Below are 19083 nucleotides of genomic sequence, written 5' to 3' on the forward strand. Positions count from 1 at the left end.
CCGACCGGTACAAACACGGACCCGACCGGTACGGCAGGACCACTGAGATAGCGGGGCCTTCCGCACTCGCGGAGGCCGTCGAACCTTGCTTCGATCGACAGACCCCCTCCCCCAATTCCGCCTGTCGTAGACCGGACCGGTTTGTAGTCCGTAGTCCACCGAATGGCGAGTCCATCGGGAGTAAACGCCGTACCCGTGTCTGGGCCGGCCCAGTCTCGGTAATCGGTGCCGCAAAACCATACGTCTTGAATTGGTTCGGCGTGGTATACGTCGATCCCCGCCTTTGGCGATCGCCAGCGTCCGTAGGGGCGGCCCTTTTCGACTTGGCGTACGAAACTCACTGCGTAGAGGGCTTCAGGCTCAACGCGATTACGGATCATCAGGTCATGGAACTCTACGAGCAGTCCGCGGATCTCCGACATGCTTTTACTCTGAGCTGCTGATGCGGAAGCCTTCTCCGACCTGCGCTTCTCGATGTCGTCTTCAAGGGGCATTCGGCAAGAGTTGCACCTTGGGGTTACGTTCGCAATCGCGGCGCCGGTCTGACATGGCAGTCAGGGCGGACGTAATGTGCCGGCGGTCAGGCTGCCTCGAGTAACGGTTGCCTGCCTTGTCTTCGCTGGTCTGTAACCTCACCCCGTGGAATCGAAACGCTTGGCCGCCGTGGTTGTGTTCGCCGGTTCGGTCATTTTCATCGTCATCATCACCGCTGCAATCCAGGGAAGCCCGGAACTCGCGGCGGCAGTCGGTAGCGCCGCGACCGCCGTCGCAACGATGTTCACGGCGTACTCCACTCTGCAGGCCGCGACTTCGGCAAGGGAGAGCCGAGAGGCCACCTTCCTTGCGACCGAGTCGCTCGTGCGCCACACCGAACCCTACTTCCAGTTCAACGTGATTAGGCCGAGCCTTACCCTCGGCTCACCCCCGGGTACGCCTCAGCCGACCACGGAGTTCGCCCTCGCGGTCTCAGAAATTGACCGTCATCTCTTTTCAGACATCATCCTGTCGGCGACACCTGAGGCGGGTTCGCCAATCGTCTATTCGATGGACACACACGACTGGACGATTCCGATTCCGACCACCTGGATCGGTCGAGCACTGAGCGTCACGTTCCAGTGCACGGACCGCCGCACGGGCTGGATCTGGAAGGGTGAGGTCTCGACGCAAGACTTGGGATCGGAAGACCACCAGTTCGTTCCGTACCGCGCCATCCCGGCACTGCATCGACCCTGAGTTCTACATCGCTGCGAGTAGCGATTGCAGTGCTGTCCTCACCCCCGCCTGGTCTGAACAGACCGCCCAGTCGTGGCCGACCGCACCGCCGTTGAGCAGCTGCACGTTGGCTGTGCCTGTGCGGCCGTTGACGGTATCGCGGAACGCGGTCGGGTAGGACAGTGGGATGACCGGGTCATCGGAGGTGTAGACCAGGTTGATTGGCATGGTGTACGGGTTCGTCGCGGCGTTCATCATGATTTCGGGTGAGTGCTGTGCGCCGTAGGTGGCGTCAGTGTAGTTCCCCCCGTAGGCCGCATTCACCGCCGCCGTGTACCCGCTGTTCGCTTTGGTCGCCGCGAGTGAGGTGTTAGGCAGGTAGGCCTGCACGCCAGCGACGTTCGCCGGGTAGCGGCCCGCGTAGGCCAGCGCGTTGAGCGCCCCTGGGAGACACCGAGGAGTACGACTTTGCCCGCCTTCGCGCCGACTGCCGCGCCTTGCATGTAGGTGCGCATAGCGTCGATGAAGCTGTAGCAGTTTGTCATTCGCCCACAGATCCCCAATACCAGTGGGGGTGGTGGTCGGCTGGAACAGGGCACATGGGTACCCGGCCTGCACCACTTGATCGACCAGGGCCACACCCTTGGTCGGCAGGTACGGGAAGCTGAACGATTCATCGGTACCCGGCATGATCAGCACCGCCGGCCGGGAGCCGTCCCGCTTCCAGCCGCGGGGCAGTGCGGTCGCCACGAAATGCGATGCGCTGTCGATGGTGTGGGTGAATCCCTGGATCGCTGCCATCAGACCGAGACTGCCTGGATGAACGCAGCGTTGGGCAGCGACCCGAACTCGGCGCGAGGGCTCGGGTTCAGGTACCGCGATGATGGTGACCCCGCACTGACCCAGGCGAACAGGGTGTAGGTCTCCGACGGTGTGCCCGCTGGCACCCGGAGCTTCAATGAGGTCGGGAAGTCGAAACCTGTTGTGGTCGAGCAGTTCGCGACACCTGCTCGCAGGATGGTGCCTGCCGCGTTGCGCAGTTGGTAAGAGATCGTGGCCTGCGCATTGCAGTAGAAACCGGCTGGGTATGCCTCGATCATGGCGGGCCGGTCGGTGGTGGCGAACGTGATCGACAGGCCCGGCACCGCGGCGACGGCCGTCCCCATGGCGTAGTCGGCGGTGATCTGTGCGTACGCCAGCTCGACGTTGGCGCCCGTCGCCCACTCGCCGTTGCCGAGCGTGTCGGTCGCCGACCACACCTTGCCTTACGCTGGTGCGCCGACGTTGAGACGCTGGCCTGCGAACGTGGAGCAGTGTTCGGCTGCACCGCGCTCAGTGCCTTGGTGACCGCGTCCTCTACGTACGGCGACAGCTTGTCTCCGGTGACTGAGTCGTTCGCGAGCTTGGCCGTGGTGACCGACCCGTCCGCCACGGTGCCCGCAGACGGGTACAACATCTGAGTCCAGGACGAGATGTTCGTCGGGGTGTTACCGCTGATTACCCAGACAGTCGAGGTGTCCGAGCGGGCACACCAGTCACCCTTCTGTCCAACAAGGGCGAGCATCGCCGTCTGGTTCGCGACCGTGCCGAGGAAGTCGGCAATCGCGAGATCAGGCAGCTGAGCGACCGCGAGCTTGCCGCCGGACAGGTCTGCCTTCCCGCCCAGCGCTGAACTGGTGGCCGTCGAGACCGGCAGCGCGGCGATCTCGGTGCGGACAGCGGACGGCAGTCGAGTACCGGCGGATGCGGCGTCGTCGATCGAGATGAGTTTCTTGGCCATGGGTCAGGCTCCAATCGTGAACAGGCCGGTGCCGTCGTCGGTCAGACCCGTCGACCCGGAGTTGATGGTGAATAGTCCTGTGCCGTCATCGGTCAGGCTGATGCCGCTACCGCCGCCACCGGAGACGTTGACATTGCCGGTCTCGGGATCAACCGGGACGCCGTTCACGGACCGCACATAAGTCTTTTATGTGTCACTGAACATGCCGCGTGGCAGGCGGTCCGAAGTGTCGGACTTTGACATCGGCCGGATCCATCCGAAGCGTCCAGGTCTGGCGACTGTCGGATTAACACCCTCAGCTGGCGAGAATGCTTTAAGCCCGGGAGGCGCGCGCTGTTCAGCTAGGCCCTCGAAGTAACCGATTTGTCATGTTTTCTACTTGACGGCTAGCGCCTGTTGGCAGCCGTAAGTTTCGCTCGACGGTGATGAGGGTTTCAGTGGTGCCGTTGACATTGCGGTGCAGCACTCGGCTGGTAGGGGCGCTGTACCCGTTGCCCCTCTGACGCGTTGACTGCACCGTCACCGCAGATAGTGGCTAGACATAGCTACCGGACACACACGTTGCTTCGGCACAAGCCCCCTATGCGGGGGCCCCCAAAGAGGGTTCTGTACGTAGTCCGGGGGCCGTTTTAGTCTTCGATGCACCAGCCCGATAGCCGCACGACGCGGCCCTGATGAATAGAAGCGCCATGCATACAAGTCTTGTTTCTGCCCCCAAGCCCTGCCGCAAACCATCGCTGAGCACTCGGGAAGTTGAGGTGTTGAGAGCTTGGGTTCTTGCCGATAGCAAGCAGGCGGCCGCTTCAAGTCTTTTCATCACATCGGCGACGGTGAACACCCACATCACCCGCATACGCGGCAAATATGCCGACGCTGGCCGCCCGGCCACCACCAAGGCAGCGCTGCTTGCTCGGGCCATTCAAGACGGTGTCATCAACTTAAACGACGTTTGACAACGCGTTCGCAATCCGGGCCTGGCTTGAAGTCAACCGGTAGGAGTGGACCCGAACGCCGAAATAGTTCCCGTGTTCCATGCCCATCCGAGCGTGGGAGGGACACATTCTCTGCGCACGGCGACAGTCAACAGGGGCATTCACCTGCTATCCAGCGTCGGAGTCCGATTGTGGCGTGCTGACTGTGCTGTGCACGGTGCCGGAAGCTTCAATCTCGACGCGCTCGCTGCCGCGGTCGTTGGTGGTGAGAACGGAGGCCACGACGGGGCGCGCCGGGGGCCACATGCGGACAACCACAGAGCCGTTCCGGGCATTGATAAGTGCTTGAGAGGCGACGGCGTGCACAGTGTCGACGAGTGCGGGAGCGGGTTCGCTGGACCCGGAGTCGTCGAGGAACACGACCTCTACACCTCGAGTGCGAGCGTGGTACGCGGCGTCGTCGAGGTCGAGTGTCGACAAAATGGGTGCGCGCAATCGGTCGCGTAGGTGCGCTTCGAGCAGGGCGCATTGGTTGCGTTCGGCGAGTGAGAGAGTGTCGCCGCTGGCGATGCGCTCCATCAGGGGTCGCGCCAGTGTGTCGAGATGGCGTACTTGGCGGCTTCGTTCCTGGACGGCCGCAGTCTGAGCGGATAGTTCAGCAATCCGCGCGGTGGTTTGATTGCGTAGAGAGAACACGGCTTTCGCAGTCGGCCGCAGCGTGAAAGATAGTAGTGCCGCCATGGTCAGCGGGGCGGCGTCGATAACGACCAGGCTCGCGCCGTAGCTGGCTCCATGGCCGGCTCGGGTCGACCAGATGGCGAATACAGCGATCATGCCGGCTAGACCGATCCAGGGAGCGATACGGCGGCCTCTAACGTTCATGTAGCAGTAGATGGTGGTTCCGGCGCCGTGAATCCACGTTTGCAGCGATGAGTCGAGCACTGCGGGAGTGGCCGACAGCACTAGGGCGCAGGCGACCGGTCCAGCGATGGTCAGCATGAGGGTCGGCCAGATGGGAAGTGGGTCGCCGGGTACTAGCATCAACGCCACAGTCGCCGCAATGAGGATCAATGGTCCTAGGACTGCCGGCCAGGCAGTGGTGAAGCTGTGCATGGTAGCGATGGTGACGACGAGCATCGCAATGATGTAGGCCGCCACGATGAGCCAGGCCCCGCGGGTGCGCATACCTAGCAGGTCACGCACGTCCTCGTTACCCCCTAATGGTGGTGCGATTGTCATTGGTGTTCCCAGTGCTGTTGTTCCCAGTACAGGGTGACGTGAGTGCCGTGTCCTGGCGCGGAGTCGATGACGGCCGATCCCCCGATGTGGTTCATGCGGTCGCGGATGCTGACTGCTATGCCCAGTCGATCGGCTGGAACAGTGCCTGGGTCGAAACCGATGCCGTTGTCGGACACTGCGACCTGCAGCTTGAGATCATCAAGGGAGACGGTGACGGTCGTTGGCGTGGCGCTGTTCGCGTGGCGGTGGCTGTTTCTGACCGCCTCGGCGGTTGCGGCGGCGATGGTACGGACGGCCGGGCCGGGGAACGGTATCGCTGGTCGGCCCCTGTCGTGAACTCGTAGCCGCGCATGAGGATCTGCGGTGGTGATGGCGAGTCGGAGGTGTGCGACGGCGGCATCGACGGGCAGCGTTTCGGTGGTGTTGGTGCCCTCACGCATGGTGTCGAGGTCAGCGAGTGTGGCTTGCGCTTGGCGAGCTAGATGATCGGAGTTTCCCTGGCGAGCGGCAACGAGCAGCGTCGACATCACGCCGTCGTGGGTTAGTTGGTTGAACCGCTGGCGTTCTACAGTGCGCGCTTGGGCTGCCGCGGCCTGAGCGGTGACCGAGTACGCCTGGGCGCGAGTGTCATCGAGCACCGCGGCTGTGCGCATCCCCATCACGGCAGCAGCGAAGTACACCAACGAAAACGCGAACGCCCAGGCTATGTCGGGAACGAGCGGGCCGTTGGCCGCTGACGCTCGGACAGCGTGGTTGATGACCGTCGCCAAGACGACTACTCCGACGAGGACGACGAACGAGTACCGCGGGGGCAAGGCCAGCGCGGCAGCTATCGCTGCCAGCCCGCAAAAATACGAGAACCAAATATCAGTGTTCCCGGTGAGGTGTTCGCCGGTCCAGCCAAACCACCAGGTTGCGATAGCGACGACGTAACCGGAAGCGGTGATCGCTGCAGCCACTTTCAGTCGTCGAGTTGGTGCCCGCCACGCCAGGGGCCCGAGAATTAGGCCTGGTCCGAACACACAGAGAAGTGCGGGGATCGTCCAACCCAGATGCATGACCTGGAGGGACGCTGTGATCGCCGGCAGCGTCAAGATCAGGTAGGCCAAGTAGCCACAGGCGATGAACACGGCGAATTGCCGCAAGATCCGGCGGCCGGCCGTGCGGTCAAGGGCCGTGTCTGGACTGTCGGTCGTCAGCGCTGGCGGCGCGTACGTCGTGGAATCGGTAGCCATCCATCCTCAATTGCTCGCAAGACCAGGTGTGATCGTGTTGGGGCGGGCCGGCCCACCGACACGTACTTCCTGCGGATACGGCCGACGTAGTCGGCAACGGTTTCAGCTGACAAGTTCATCGCTTTCGCTACCCCGGCAGTTGATTCCCCGGAGGCATAAAGCTCGAGCACGCGTCGAAGCTGCGGCGAGAGATCCACGAAGTCCTCGTCGGCGTCGATCGCGGCCGCCCAATCCACCGTCGGAGCTTCCTGGCCGGCCAACGAAGCCCGCATTGCACTAAGCAACTCATCTTCTGGCACGTTCTTACGTACGACCGCTCGAACACCCGCGCTGGCGGCCAACCGCACGAGATACGCCTCGTCGCCGGAGGTATAGGCGATCGTTGGGGTCCCAACATTGAGGAGGGCCTCGACGTTGGATTGCGGCGATGACCCATCTTCGAGCCGCAGATCGAGGATCACCAAGTCCAATTGTTGGGTCTGCTGCAGCAGTTCGGGCACAGTCGCTGCACCAGCCACAAAACGTAGATCATGTTGCGTGTCGAGTATTGCGCGCAAGCCGACCACGATCGACGGGTGATCATCGACAACACCGATCCGCCCGCGCCAACCATTCGGGTGTGACGTCATGGCGACAATCATGGACCACAGCGCCGTCCTGCACTGCACAAGTCCCCAGCATCCGGCGGCCATCAGGCGCGCTGAGCTTGGCGCACCACGTTTAACGTCTTCAGGCGCGGCGATCACTGACAGCCCGATTGCGCCGTTGGTAGGACGTGAGACCCCCATCTCGTTGTGGGCCTGGGGGTCTCACGTCACCACTTGAAGCGATCTGGCACCGACGAACGCTTGAGCTGGCGAGACTCTAATTTCAGCGTGCACCCTGCGCGAGGCTCTCGCGATCGTCTAATCGAACCACTTCAGTCCGACGAGCGGGCGGATTCGCAAGACGCCGAAGATAAGCCGAGGCCCGGTGAAATCCGGGACTTCCACGTTTACGCAGTGCCGTACACCCACTTGTGGTGAATCAAATCTTTTCACGCCTCCCCCATAGATCTATTGATCGCTGCTGCCGCTCGGCCGGGGGTGAAGGTGTACCTGGGGGTAGGGTTCGCTGCCAGGCGGCCAGAACGGATTGATCGGCTAGGTAGCGGGCAGGAGATCAGTCAGTGTTAGGCCGCATAGCGATCCGCTGCACGCAGGCGGCGGGGTGTCCCCACCGGGGACTGACACCCGGATGACCTCGGCGAAAGTTGTTGTCTCATCGTCTAGTGGAGGGTTGGTGCCCCAATACTCAGGCTCCTCTACCCCTTCGAGCACGAGCGTCCGGCAACCATAATAAATCTCGTAGTCTCCGTCCGGGATCTCCGTTGAACCCACCGGCCCCGGAAAGCCGTTTTCGTCTACCCCTTCTAGGCGCATCTGAACAGCCTTCTGGCTACCCATCGGCACCAGCTCAAGAGGGTCATTCGGGGTTGCGTAGCCGAAGGCGGCCTCATCGACGAGGGGGTCACTGCCCTCATTGAAGCCAGCGATCGTGCACGCGACTGGCCTGTCGGACCCGTTGGCGATTGAGATCGTGACGGTGTTCCCCACAACCGACGGCGTGAGTGTGACGTCACTTGGCGCGGCAACAGCGCTCGGCGCAAATCCAAACGCGGCGGCCCCGCTAAGCGCGACTCCTAGAGCGGTTCGACGGACGAAGACGGCCAGCTTCATTGGGATACCTCTCGTTGACTAACGGTTCTTATGGACGCTACGCAGGGCGAGGTTTGATGTAAATGATCTTTAGCCAAGGAACACACATTCTAAAACGGCTAGCCGGGCAGGAAGACTTCGCGAGAGCGCACTTTCGTTGGTTGGAGCTGGCCGGGCCCAGTCACAGTCCGGCGTTGATGCGTTGTCTCGGGTGAACACCTGGCCACTGCCGTTACCTAACGCGCTCTAAACCGTCTGTGGTGTCAGCTAGTTACTAGAAGTTGCCGACTTTTGGTGAAATCTAGCTTTATGTCTGATCACCTGGCGAGTTGATGAGAGTGAATCGCGGCGCAGTTAGAGGTTTGGACACAAATACTGTTGGGCTGCGGCTGCGATTCGTTGTGACGGATCGGACTTATCGGGTTGAGTGCGTTGGTCCGGGGGTAGTGACTTCAGAGAATTGCAGGCTGCGTATCCGGCCGACAGTACCGACGTGGGAGGGATGGTAATTTTCTTGGGGCCACCGAACGCGACTGTGAAGAAGTCTGAGCAGACTTCTTTGGCGAACTTACCTTGGCCTTCAGGTGGTGTTGCCGCAATGAGATCGGACGATCCGGTCAGAGCGAGGCTTTCCGCAGCTACCCGGTTTTGTTGCACCCGATCAGCGGGAACTCCCCGGGTCTTGTCGAGGGCTTCGCCGATGTCAGCAAATCGACGAGCATATTCCTCGACACTGATGTTGTTGACTATGTCGGCGTCTGCACATTTGGCTTCATCGGGTGTTCCTGACGCAAGCGGAGGTACAGAGTAGAGCTGACTCTGCGAGGAGCTCACGGATGGCTTCGTCGTCGATGATGCACATGCACCGACCAGCAGTGCCGTCGCAGCTAAGGCCAGGCACGAAGCGTCTCGTAGCATACGACTCCGGCGGCGTGATGATAGCCGGATGCGATCACCACCGAAGACACGTCCTACGCGTTGCCTCACGTGCTTCCCAGCGGTCACCATTTCGGTAGGAAAGCTGGCCAGATGTTACTCAGCACGACACCTGTTGCTTTGACGGTTTCTTGAACGACTACGCCGGGGTTCTTGGCTGCGTATCGGGCAGTGTTACCAAACGATGACCAATCGGTTTGCGCGGCCTGGCCGGCAGTGTAGGCCCACACATTTATCGCTACACCAGGCAGGTACGGCACCTTATTTGCAACAGCACCGGCTCCTAGACCGATCGCAGTCGCGAAGAAGCCGCCGCTGTTTCCGCGGCCGGCCGCCACCCCCATGGTTACCCCGCTGCAGCCGTACCCGATATTCGCTAGCTGTGAATTGCCGAGTGCCTTCGCCGCCCCTGAAATCTGAGCGCACAGATCGAGCTGTTCCGGTGGGGCAGCCCATCCATTGTTTGACGGCGTGGACCCCCGGGGGGTCGTCCCGCCCCTGATCGGCCAGGACCAACCGCCGGGCGACGTTGGAGAGCTCGTCGACGGTCGGGGGGTCGGTGTCTTCGTAGGGGTCGGTGAGCCGTCTACGAGAGAGTCGGTTACCTCGATATAGAGGGTGGAGTAGCCTTCGTCCGGCGGCCCGGTTGTATATGCGCATGTATTACCCGCCATCAGCGTGCATTTCGGGAACATGACTGTGTCCCCTGGTTGCAGGTTGACCAGTGTTGAATGACCTGAGGCGTGGTCCTGAAAGATGGCTTGTTCGAACTTTCCGGAAGTGTTCGTGTAGGTGATTCCTGCCGGCGTTGCTGCAAACGGTCCACCTTTCCCCGTTACGTCAGTGAACGTGGAGCCGTATCGGTCCACGTCAGTCACAGTTAGCATCTTGAACGAGGTGAGTTCTGGGTCTGTTATATCGTATTCGCCGACGCCCACGATGTATTTGCAGCCGTATCCATTTTCAGTGTCACATAGAGGCAAGGTCACGGCTTTCCCCCGCGGAACGACGAACGTTTTAGGTCCTTCTGCTGTGTTGTTGTCAAACACAACTGTTACAGACTGGCCTGTGTTGTTGCTATACGACATCCCGTTCGGTGCGTTCGTAAGTCCCGGGGCAAAACCTGGTCCGGATGCAAAAGAGTTTGTGGCGTAGTTTCCGGTGTCGAGCGTAAAAGGAGGCTTATGGTACGAGCGGTAGATAATCGGGTCTGATCCCCCGCCACCGTTGGCAAAGACCCCAACATTGCATTCGTTCGCCGTGACAGGACATCCTGGTATCGAGAAGGTTTCACCGGCGCCATAAACGGATCGTGTAAGAACTCCGTCAACTATGCTCTCGACCAGTACCGCATCGCTCGTGGTATTCGTCCAGGCCACGGGGTCGGCGCTAGATGTCGGCACAGTGACACTGCTGCGGGCCGCTACTCCGGGCACTAATGCTGCTGCAAAAGGACCAGATCCTGAGTCTGGCAGGCCGGCGATCGTCGACGCATCGGGTCGCTTTGGATCGGCCGACGTTGAGTCGTCTGAGTTCGACTCCTCCGAATTCGGATCGGCAGGCTCAGCCACCGGCACTGACGTGACTGGCGCGTCGTCGGGAGCAGTATCTGGCGCGGGGGTGGTGAGTTCTCCGGCTGGAGCCGGCGTCCCCGTCTCGGACGTGTCCGGTGCCCCTGACTCCTGTGGCTGTCCGACCGCGTCAGAGGTGGGAACGACAGTCGGCGATGTCTCAGAAATGGTGGCGACATCGGAGGCGTTTGAGCCAGCGGTGACATCAAACGGTACCGGTGACGTCTCGCTACTCTCGACCTGCGCGATATCGCTCGGAGCGGCGATGGCTGCTGCTGATTGCACAAAGGGCGTGAACCCTAGAAGTAGCACCACGCAGACAGCGCGGAGCGAGTGGACCTTCAATTTGTAACCCCTCTGTGCACTTCCCGCCCCCCGCAATCAGATCATGGGGGCGTGAGCTCCTCCAATCGAACGATCGGACTACAGCTAGCCCTACTAGACAGTATTGACAGGTTCGATCCCTGTTGCGGCCTTCAGGCTCTCGATGCCCGCGCGGGGCCGTCCCCCGACGATGTCAAGGCAGCGAGACCGTGGGACGGTGAGGCGAACTCACCCCATAGACCTGATCAGCTTTGAGCCCAATCAGCGAATTCCTCCCAGTCCATGGGAATCGTGCCTCGGCCCTTTTTGGAATGATTCCTGGGCCGCCATTCAAGACCCCCCTTACGAGACGCTCAGCGTTCCCAGGACACGGCCGTCGACCTTGACATCAAAGTTGATGTCAAGGCCGCGCATGGCTATGTGTTCGCGCTCAGACGCACTTCGTGGTCAGCCGACGTAAGTCCTCCTGACGGACCGCAGCCAGGTGTGCGGTTGATGCAACCATTGTCGCCACGCCCCCGATTCAGGTGTTCTCAGTGCCGGCAGGCCATTGGAGACGCGTCGGCCGCATTCGGTGTTGGTCGACCCGTCCCGCGGCCTGTTGCGTTCACGGACCTTGGACAACGAGCGGTCAGGACGACGCGTACGGAAGCACTCTCGTCTTGTGTTTGGAGAACAGCTGTTTCAGCGAGTACCGGCCCTTGACCGGATCCCACGCACGTGACGGCAGCCAGAAGATGCGATGCAGCACCCGCATCGTCCGGACGTTGGCCACAGACCTGCGAGCTTGCTCGTGCATGCCGCGTGCCTCATAGGTTGCGGGCATGTAGTCGGTGAACTTGCGGTACACCTCCACGCTCGAGAGCATGCGGCGTCCCGAGGCGCTGATGTCCATGCCTGGGATGAACACGCTTCGCTGGCCGACCTCGGTCACACACAACGTGATGTCGAGGTCGTCGAAGATACCGTTCTGGTCGAGCAGGATCGGGCGGATGCGCTCCCAGGTCGTCCGGCGGATCGCCATGTTCGCGCCGAACAGCGACGGAAGGTCGCCGCCCTTCTTGTCGGCCGATTTCAGCGCGACCGTCAGCAACTTCCTGTGCACCCATTGCAGAGGCATGTCGTATTGGTCGAAGAAGCCGGTGCCCGCACCGATTGTCTCGTCGGCAGTTGCGAAGAACTCGCGGACCGCGCGGGCCCAACCGGGCTTCGCTCTGGCGTCGGCGTCGATCCTTCCGATGATGTCGCCGGTCGCGGCGTCGAAACCTGCATTACGCGCGGCGATGACGCCTGGCCGCTTCTCGGTGATGACACGCAATTGGGGGATGCGGTCGGTGAACCCGGCGACGATCTGCGGCGTCTCATCTGTGGAGTTGTTGTCGACGACGATGATCTCGTCGAGCTGGTCCAATTCGGTCATCAGGGACTCGAGTAACCAACCGATCGAATCGGCTTCGTTGTACGCAGGAATGACCAGCGACAAGGTGGGGGACGTCATGAAACAGGAGTATTACATGTTTGCTACCCAACAGCAGTGGTCCAAAGTGATGACACGTGGCCGTGGGCGAAGTAACTAGCGCCCCCGGCGTAGGATTGCCAAGGCGCACTATGCTGTACCAGGTTGCCTCCTCCCCCGCTAGGTGAGGCGTTGATGCACTGGCCCATACTGTGGGTAACGCTGCAGCTACGTTCACCGCAACCACCATGCAACGCATTATTGCGTTACAGGTCAACCAAATTTAATTGGAGTACGCAGCAATGATGTCGGCAGGCACATGCTCGGTCACCAGCGCGTCATTAACAAGACTGTGGACCGGAACGGTAGTGGCTTTATCTACTTTTGTTCGCCAATCCCGCCCATATATCTTGCGCATGCCTCGACTCATGGCCCATCCCGCCTTCGCGTGATACGCAAATTTGGAATGTTCTGCCAGAACCGTTCGTTTTCCCAGATGGTTCATGTAAGACATCTCGGTGCCGTATATGCCCATGCCGGCTTGCCTCACCCTGAGGCACAAGTCGGCGTCGGCGCCCCAAGCAAACGGGCCAAAGCTCCGTGTGTCCAGTTCCCCCGCCGCAACCCACGCCTTTCGGCTGATTACCATTCCCGTACCGTCTGCGACGGGTAATGTCCGATAACGATCGACTGGTTTATAGTCGACGGCGGCACCGCGGTAGACAGACGCGAGAGTCGGGTAGCTGAAGCAATCGTCGTATACAGGGCAGATGATGCCCGCATCCTTTGGAAGCCGGCGATCTAACAAACCAGAGACGAAGCCTTGAGACAGTCGTGTGTCGTTGTTTAGCGTCATCGCGTAGTCGAATCCCTCCGAGAACGCTGTCCGGAACGCGAGATTCGAGCCGCCCGCCCAGCCCAGGTTGGTGTCTGCAGAGATGACACGCTCCTGCGCCAGCGGCACATAGTCGCCGCCATTGTCGATGATGACGAAGTCTGCTTCCTCGCGGGTAAGGTCGAGGACCAGTGCGTGGGTTAGTTCGATCTGTTTGTAGACCGGGACGCCGATCAGCAAGGTAGGGCTCATTGAGCTTGTCCAGCCGCCGGCGATGAGGTCACCGGTGAGACACGTCCACCTTTGTTAGTCAGCAGCTCCATTATCCGCCAGCGTCTCTTCATAGGGTCCCAGCCGCCATAGACGATCCACAATCCAGTGACGACAACAGCTACCAGAGGCATGGTCCTGCGGATCCTTTTAGCGTCTTCGATTTGGCCCATCGCCTCGTGAGTTCGCACAATAGCGCGGTAGTAGTCGAAACCCTTCCACGGCGGCACAACGAAACGCCGTGGCGACATTTCTATGACTAGATCCGGAAGCATCATTATGGTCCAACCTTGCTGACGCAAACGGATCCCTAGGGCTGCATCTTCGTGAATATCGAGCCGCGTATCTAAGGAGTCTTTAATCGATTCCCACGCGGATTTCAGGATGAAGCAATTGTTTCCACTTGGTGTTGGCCATTCGCGTGGGGTGGGGCAGCGTTTGCGGTGTTGGCGTGCGGCATAGTTTTGAAATGGTGCGTCGTAGAGCAAAGATAATCCTGTTACCATGGCGCAGTCGGCGGCCGCGTCATTGTTAAAGTAACGAACTGCCGCTTCTGCCCAGTCGGGGCGTACGCGGGTATCGGCATCGATTCGACCAATGATTTCGCATTTGGCAGCATTAAATCCGCGGTTCCGCGCGTAGACTACACCTTGTTCAGGCTCTGTCAGTAGGCGGACGTTGCCATGGTTCTTGGCGAAAGACTCCACCAGCTCACGAGTCGAGTCGTCCGAATTGTTGTCCACGACGATGATCTCGGCGATCGGATGAGTTTGGGCGACAAGGTGATTGAGACATGCAACAATTGTCGATTCCTCGTTGTGCACGGGTACGACGACACTGACTTCTGTGGCCACGAGGCGTAATGTAACACCGCATCCGAGGAGCTGGCGAGGCGGCAGGCCAGATGCACCTTAGCCGTAACGTACAGCGCGTTTAAATCGGCCCGGTTGACCTCGTTGGTTGTCTGTACTTGTAGTCCGTTCGCGTGAAAGTGTAATTGTGGACGCGGTTGTCTCGGACGACGCCTCTGTCGTTGCGGTTGACGTGTTGGTGCAAGTGTGTTCGAAGAGGCCGTCCACGGTGGATTTAGGCTGTCGACTGGCCGTCCGCCTGCAGAACCTCACACTCCGTTTGGAGAATCGCGACATAGTGGTCGAGGTCGGACACGACGGCCGGGTCGGCTGTAACGGAGACTGTCAGGACATCGTCGATTGTGTTGATCATGTGGGCGAGCCCTATCCCGGGGTAGATCCGAAGTGCACCGAACGTCGTGTGTGCCGGCATGCCTGCTAGTTCCAAACCCGAGCCTCGGGGGACGGTCGAAACAACGGTGTTGGCAATGACAGTTGACTGCGCAGCTCGGCGAGGACGGCGGGGAGCTCGGTGAGTCATGGCGGGTAGGAGATCAGCGAACTGCTCTGTGCGCTGGACTGCACGGCTCGCTTTACGCCGTCGCTCGGAGAGTATGGAAGCGCGAATGGCGCGAGCCCGTTCGGCAATATCGGGCAGGTCGGTGTGCAGGTTCACCAACAAGAACGTTGTGTGGTTTCGTGCCCCCGGCACACGGGGGCCGGCGGCGACCGTGGGGACACTGCACATCAAGGAGGACGTCATCGCATCGCCCCGCGCTGAAAGATAATTCGCCAAGGCACCCCCAATAGTCGCTAGCATTACATCGTTAACAGTGACCCCTTCGATGACAGTTGTGACTGTTTGCACCGCGCTGAGGCGTAGGGTCACCGCATCGAATACGCGGGCGCGTCCTACTGTGTCGACGTTGATAGCCCAGCGCGGGACAGGGGTAGGAAATGAGTACATGCCGCTGGCTGCCTCTTTCCGTGACTGAGATGACGCAACAGCAGTAGCCATGAAACCAGCAGCTAGCCGGCCTAACCGAACGGGATTCTCGCGACCCCGCGAACGAGCAGAAGCGTGCGAAGGCTAGGGGTCGGTCTCACTGGGTTATTTGATTCGAGCTGCGGGGGAGTTCAGTCGAGAACAGCAGACGCGCTATCTCAACGGCGCCAAGGCCATCGGTCATCGAGTGATGAAGCTGAAGCACAACTGCTACGGACCCGTCTGGGATACCTGGGATGTCGGTCAGATCGGTTAGAACGTGAAGGCGCCACGGCGGCTCATCTAGGTTGAGCGGCTGAGATGCCACAGCAGCGATTGCATCGCACAGTGGTTCCCAGCCAGCGGCGAGCCTACGAGAAGTAACATGCTCTGACATCGCAACCTCGCCGGCTTCGACCCAGTAGGGATGGTCAATGTCGTAGGGGATCCGAAGAATTTGCTGCCGAAACACCGGGATGGACCGTGCTCTGACGGTTAAGTAGTCCGCGACTGCGTGCTCGTCGGTTCGATTACCGCACCTGGGCGCGAAGACGTAAACCGAGACCATCAGCCCAGGCGACTCGGGGGCGTCGAGATAGATCCATCTCGCGTCGCTGGCGTTGAGCTGCTGCATCGCCCCAAACTTAATCGACTTCATTACGGTTCCGCCTTCACTGAGAACTGAATATTAAGCCACGAACAGCTAGCTGCTCACACGAGTTCCCGACCGGAATTCGCTGTCAGTTCGCTGCGCCTCTGAGGATAAATACAGGTCCAGCGGTCCACTCGGCGACAATAAGGTCGCCGCGGCCATTGGTGGCTAGACGCTCGGGCTCGAGTGGCGTGCGAGCATCAATTTGCAACGCAAAGGGCGTTGTGGCGCCAGAATCCAACTTCAAGATGGTCCCAAGGCCGTCTGCATGGTATGCAACGAAGATGTCGCCTGCTGGGTTTACGGTCACGCCGCTTGCACTTCGCGGGAATTGCGTTAGGACCGCATTGGTTTCTCCCGGCGCTAGTTTCCACACTCCTGCGCTACCTGCTCCGTAGATCTCCCCGAGGGGTCCTACGGCTAAATCATTGATTTGTGTGACAGGAAACGGGAGCCGCTCGAGCTGGTTAGGCGCAAGTGGGTTGATTTTCCAGATATCCATTTCGACTGATGTACTGCCGGGGTGTACGGAGCCCACTATGAGCTCATTGTTTAGACCAACTGCCAGTGCAAATGGCTGAATTGGCCGGGAAACGAATAAATTAAAAGCGGCGCCGACCCGTCAACAGCCAGTTTGTAAATGCTTCGACTGGTTAGATCCGTGTAGAATACATTACCCAAACGGTCATGGGCGATTGACCACGGCTGCAATATCTCTTCGTGCGCCAAAGTTGTTTGCGACTTGCCGTCTCTAGTGAGTTTCAGCAATTTGAAGAATTGTTGAGCAGCAACAAAATTGCCCGCCGGATCGAAATCCACGTCACGGGCGCCGTAATCCTCGTCGAATGTGAAGGGCAGGATTTCGGCCCGGTAAGAATCTCCGTTGCCGCCACCCCCGGGGCTTGGCTCACCTCTGGCGCAGAGAATAGTTTCTAAAGCATTGACGATGTAATGCCTTTGGCCGTCAGCTCGGCTCACCCAGCGCCCCCCAGACTCGGCACCGTCTACCAAGCATCGCTTTACTTGTGCCGGTGTCGCCGTCGGTTGTGCGCTGAAAGCGAGTGCTGCCGTACCGGTGACGTAGGGGGCTGCTTGGGAGGTGCCTGCCTTACTTGTGTAAGCCGAAGAGCACGACAGCGCCCCCGCCTTCTGTGCGTTTTTAGCGCAAGAAGGCGTCGTGCTGAGTATCAGATCGTTGCCGCTGCCTTGGCCGCCGGGTGCTGCTAGCGAGACACCATTACCGAAGTTCGAATAAGAAGCCCATCCACCCGTGCGGGTTGATGCTGCTACAGCCACGACCCTGTCCGCTATCAACGGGTCAGGGTGGCCCGCTAGCGCGGCTGGGAATGAGTTTCCTACGTTGATACAGGCATTTCCCGCTGCGGCCACCCAGAGCGTATCAGGATATTTTCTGACGACGCTTGAGAGTTTCGTTTCAATCTCAACCTTGGCTGCGCTCGTCAAGGTCAGTTCGTTCTCGTTGTCCCCTCCAGGGCATTTATAAGGCCTCTGGAAAGTTCCTGGATGGAAACCAACGCTTAGATTCACCACGCGCGGCCTGTCTTTACCTGCGCTATTCATTGCTTTTAGATAGTAAGCTAGGTGAGTGAAGTCGCTTGATTCGGCCGCACCAGGCAGGTAGTAGTCGCGTAAATCGCAATTTTGCGCGACCCCGGTAATTCCAAAACCATTGTTACTTGCTGCACATGCGATGCCGGCAACGTGACTTGGATGGCTGCCGCGTTGGTCAGGTTTGGCGAAATCGATGTTAGTACCATTATGGACGGAGCCAGCAATGGGTGCGAGGAGATCTTCATGTTGGTGATAAACTGGCCCGACGTCGATTATACCGACTTTCGTCTCGGGGTATTGCGTGTTGTTGAACGCGTTCCATGCGGCTGGCGCGTTGATTTGGAGCAATCCCCAGTTGCTGTCGTTGACCTCTGACCATGGAAGATTCTTGGGATCATTCGGGAGCTCTTCTGGGTATCCTATGTAGTTGCTTGATACATCGAGGACCCCTGGATGCTGACTGACGGTGTTCTTTAGCAGCTCAACGTCGTCGGGATTTTTTCCGCGATATCGCAATTGGAACATACCGTTATCTTGGTCCGCGCCATATATTACGGCGTCGGTATCGAGGGCAATGCTGCGGATTATACTAGCTTGCTGACTTGGGTCCACTGTTACCAACAACTCGTCGCCGACCCGTTCGGCCTTTTGGAATGAGACAATTCGATCGGGTGCAGGAGACGCCAGATCATCAGGGATAGTGGTGGCGCTTCCGAAATTGGTGGTCACCGTAATAGTTGCTGGAGGCCCGATTGGTGTATCTCCGTCTTTCAGCTGTACCGACCCGGAATACTCAGAATCTGCACGCGCAGGCATAGTGACTACTACCGGGAACTTGAGTGCCCCGTTTGTGGCCTCCACCCCCGGTTCAACTCTCGCTACGCCCGCCAAAGCACCGGAGATGCTTGCGTTCAGCTGACCCCGTGGCTGCGCCGTGGACGTCCAGACCAGCTGCGTAGTGTCGACCGACCCTTCAGCGATAGTTAGAGCGACTTCGCTCGCTTGCCAGGACCCCCCGGACGTGCCATTTCCTCCGGATGAGCCTGGGCCATCGCTGCTGCCTGTTCCGCCTGGAAGCAATGGCCCAAGGTCAATGGGGGCTGCAGATGCAACAGCCGGGCCGCAAAGGCATGCAACTGTCGCAACAACTAAGGTTAAGTGAGTCAACCGGCGCGATATGAGCTTGACTGTTTCTGAGTTCAGCATTTAGGGGCGTCTGTCGCAGAGCGAAGTGACACTGGCCTTTGTCATCTGGTTCCTAGTCCCGTGGAGCAATCGTCAGCTTTACCTAAGTTAAGGACGATACCGCAGGCTAGATGACCGGGCAGGCTAGCTAAGGCGGGGTTCATCTGTTTATGCGAACGATAGCGACCCCCGGCGTTCGGAGTCTCCTGACAGCAGTGTGCGTGCAGCACGTATATGGCGAAGCGGTTGACGCTGTGCAACTGAACCTTGTAGATGGTTGGCGACCATTCGCCGCGCCGACGGCACGTGCGCCGGGCGGGATTCGGCGCCATCTCGGGGATGGAACGTCCG

General features: G+C 59.8%; 17 protein-coding genes. 2 read left to right on the forward strand and 15 right to left on the reverse strand.

What is annotated here, in order from left to right:
• Nucleotides 1-639 precede the first annotated feature (639 nt).
• Nucleotides 640-1233 (forward strand): hypothetical protein, encoded by a 594-nt coding sequence (locus MVA47_RS00450; protein WP_247206284.1) that lies wholly within the window; start codon nucleotides 640-642, stop codon nucleotides 1231-1233.
• 3 nt (nucleotides 1234-1236) lie between these two features.
• Here MVA47_RS00450 and MVA47_RS00455 read toward each other — a convergent pair whose 3' ends face one another.
• The 3 genes from MVA47_RS00455 to MVA47_RS00465 form a co-directional block, all read right to left on the reverse strand.
• Complete coding sequence (locus tag MVA47_RS00455) at nucleotides 1237-2013, reverse strand: hypothetical protein (RefSeq protein ID WP_247206285.1); 777 nt, start codon at nucleotides 2011-2013, stop codon at nucleotides 1237-1239.
• The gene (locus MVA47_RS00460) at nucleotides 2013-2471 is read right to left on the reverse strand and encodes a hypothetical protein (RefSeq protein WP_247206286.1); all 459 of its coding nucleotides are present in this window, start codon (nucleotides 2469-2471) and stop codon (nucleotides 2013-2015) included. The genes MVA47_RS00455 and MVA47_RS00460 overlap by 1 nt, the downstream gene beginning before the upstream one ends.
• A 524-nt stretch (nucleotides 2472-2995) precedes the next feature.
• Nucleotides 2996-3160 carry a hypothetical protein gene (locus tag MVA47_RS00465; protein WP_247206287.1) on the reverse strand — a complete coding sequence of 55 codons (165 nt, stop codon included), beginning with the start codon at nucleotides 3158-3160 and terminating at the stop codon, nucleotides 2996-2998.
• A gap of 506 nt (nucleotides 3161-3666) precedes the next feature.
• Here MVA47_RS00465 and MVA47_RS00470 point away from each other — a divergent pair.
• Nucleotides 3667-3945 (forward strand): LuxR C-terminal-related transcriptional regulator, encoded by a 279-nt coding sequence (locus tag MVA47_RS00470; protein ID WP_247206288.1) that lies wholly within the window; start codon nucleotides 3667-3669, stop codon nucleotides 3943-3945.
• A 147-nt stretch (nucleotides 3946-4092) separates the two neighbouring features.
• On the opposite strand, the gene MVA47_RS00475 is transcribed toward MVA47_RS00470, so the two are convergent.
• The 12 genes from MVA47_RS00475 to MVA47_RS00530 all read right to left on the reverse strand — a co-directional run bounded on the left by MVA47_RS00475 (nucleotide 4093) and on the right by MVA47_RS00530 (nucleotide 18276).
• On the reverse strand, nucleotides 4093-5127 hold the full coding sequence (locus MVA47_RS00475; protein WP_247206289.1) for a hypothetical protein: 1035 nt from the start codon (nucleotides 5125-5127) through the stop codon (nucleotides 4093-4095).
• Nucleotides 5128-5159: 32 nt separating this feature from the next.
• Nucleotides 5160-6398, reverse strand: coding sequence for a sensor histidine kinase (locus MVA47_RS00480; protein ID WP_247206290.1), 1239 nt, complete (start codon nucleotides 6396-6398; stop codon nucleotides 5160-5162).
• Nucleotides 6359-7039, reverse strand: a complete 681-nt coding sequence (locus MVA47_RS00485) for a response regulator transcription factor (protein WP_247206291.1) — start codon at nucleotides 7037-7039, stop codon at nucleotides 6359-6361. The genes MVA47_RS00480 and MVA47_RS00485 overlap by 40 nt, the downstream gene beginning before the upstream one ends.
• 501 nt (nucleotides 7040-7540) lie before the next feature.
• Complete coding sequence (locus tag MVA47_RS00490) at nucleotides 7541-8116, reverse strand: hypothetical protein (RefSeq protein ID WP_247206292.1); 576 nt, start codon at nucleotides 8114-8116, stop codon at nucleotides 7541-7543.
• A gap of 333 nt (nucleotides 8117-8449) precedes the next feature.
• Nucleotides 8450-8929: a hypothetical protein gene (locus MVA47_RS00495; RefSeq protein ID WP_247206293.1), complete on the reverse strand. Its 480-nt coding sequence runs from the start codon at nucleotides 8927-8929 to the stop codon at nucleotides 8450-8452.
• A 167-nt stretch (nucleotides 8930-9096) separates the two neighbouring features.
• Nucleotides 9097-10410 (reverse strand): hypothetical protein, encoded by a 1314-nt coding sequence (locus MVA47_RS00500; RefSeq protein WP_247206294.1) that lies wholly within the window; start codon nucleotides 10408-10410, stop codon nucleotides 9097-9099.
• 1147 nt (nucleotides 10411-11557) lie between these two features.
• On the reverse strand, nucleotides 11558-12424 hold the full coding sequence (locus tag MVA47_RS00505; RefSeq protein ID WP_247206295.1) for a glycosyltransferase family 2 protein: 867 nt from the start codon (nucleotides 12422-12424) through the stop codon (nucleotides 11558-11560).
• Nucleotides 12425-12665: 241 nt separating this feature from the next.
• On the reverse strand, nucleotides 12666-13457 hold the full coding sequence (locus tag MVA47_RS00510; protein ID WP_247206296.1) for a glycosyltransferase family 2 protein: 792 nt from the start codon (nucleotides 13455-13457) through the stop codon (nucleotides 12666-12668).
• Between the two features lie 8 nt (nucleotides 13458-13465).
• Nucleotides 13466-14341: a glycosyltransferase family 2 protein gene (locus MVA47_RS00515; protein ID WP_247206297.1), complete on the reverse strand. Its 876-nt coding sequence runs from the start codon at nucleotides 14339-14341 to the stop codon at nucleotides 13466-13468.
• A gap of 232 nt (nucleotides 14342-14573) precedes the next feature.
• On the reverse strand, nucleotides 14574-15356 hold the full coding sequence (locus MVA47_RS00520; protein WP_308280447.1) for a WS/DGAT domain-containing protein: 783 nt from the start codon (nucleotides 15354-15356) through the stop codon (nucleotides 14574-14576).
• Between the two features lie 85 nt (nucleotides 15357-15441).
• Nucleotides 15442-15981 carry a wax ester/triacylglycerol synthase domain-containing protein gene (locus MVA47_RS00525; protein WP_247206298.1) on the reverse strand — a complete coding sequence of 180 codons (540 nt, stop codon included), beginning with the start codon at nucleotides 15979-15981 and terminating at the stop codon, nucleotides 15442-15444.
• A 546-nt stretch (nucleotides 15982-16527) separates the two neighbouring features.
• A complete protein-coding gene (locus MVA47_RS00530) occupies nucleotides 16528-18276 on the reverse strand; it encodes a S8 family serine peptidase (RefSeq protein ID WP_247206299.1) in 1749 nt (582 codons plus the stop codon).
• Between the last annotated feature and the right edge of the window lie 807 nt (nucleotides 18277-19083).

Origin of the sequence: Williamsia sp. DF01-3, assembly GCF_023051145.1 — a bacterium.
Classification (GTDB): domain Bacteria; phylum Actinomycetota; class Actinomycetes; order Mycobacteriales; family Mycobacteriaceae; genus Williamsia.

What these genes read in the sequence shown, in the direction of transcription:
- MVA47_RS00455 (WP_247206285.1), bottom strand. Translation starts at nt 2,013, where the DNA reads ATGGCAGCGATCCAGGGATTCACCCACACCATCGACAGCGCATCGCAT.
- MVA47_RS00470 (WP_247206288.1), top strand. Translation starts at nt 3,667, where the DNA reads ATGAATAGAAGCGCCATGCATACAAGTCTTGTTTCTGCCCCCAAGCCC.
- MVA47_RS00480 (WP_247206290.1), bottom strand. Translation starts at nt 6,398, where the DNA reads ATGGCTACCGATTCCACGACGTACGCGCCGCCAGCGCTGACGACCGAC.
- MVA47_RS00485 (WP_247206291.1), bottom strand. Translation starts at nt 7,039, where the DNA reads ATGATTGTCGCCATGACGTCACACCCGAATGGTTGGCGCGGGCGGATC.
- MVA47_RS00490 (WP_247206292.1), bottom strand. Translation starts at nt 8,116, where the DNA reads ATGAAGCTGGCCGTCTTCGTCCGTCGAACCGCTCTAGGAGTCGCGCTT.
- MVA47_RS00505 (WP_247206295.1), bottom strand. Translation starts at nt 12,424, where the DNA reads ATGACGTCCCCCACCTTGTCGCTGGTCATTCCTGCGTACAACGAAGCC.
- MVA47_RS00520 (WP_308280447.1), bottom strand. Translation starts at nt 15,356, where the DNA reads ATGGCTACTGCTGTTGCGTCATCTCAGTCACGGAAAGAGGCAGCCAGC.
- MVA47_RS00525 (WP_247206298.1), bottom strand. Translation starts at nt 15,981, where the DNA reads ATGAAGTCGATTAAGTTTGGGGCGATGCAGCAGCTCAACGCCAGCGAC.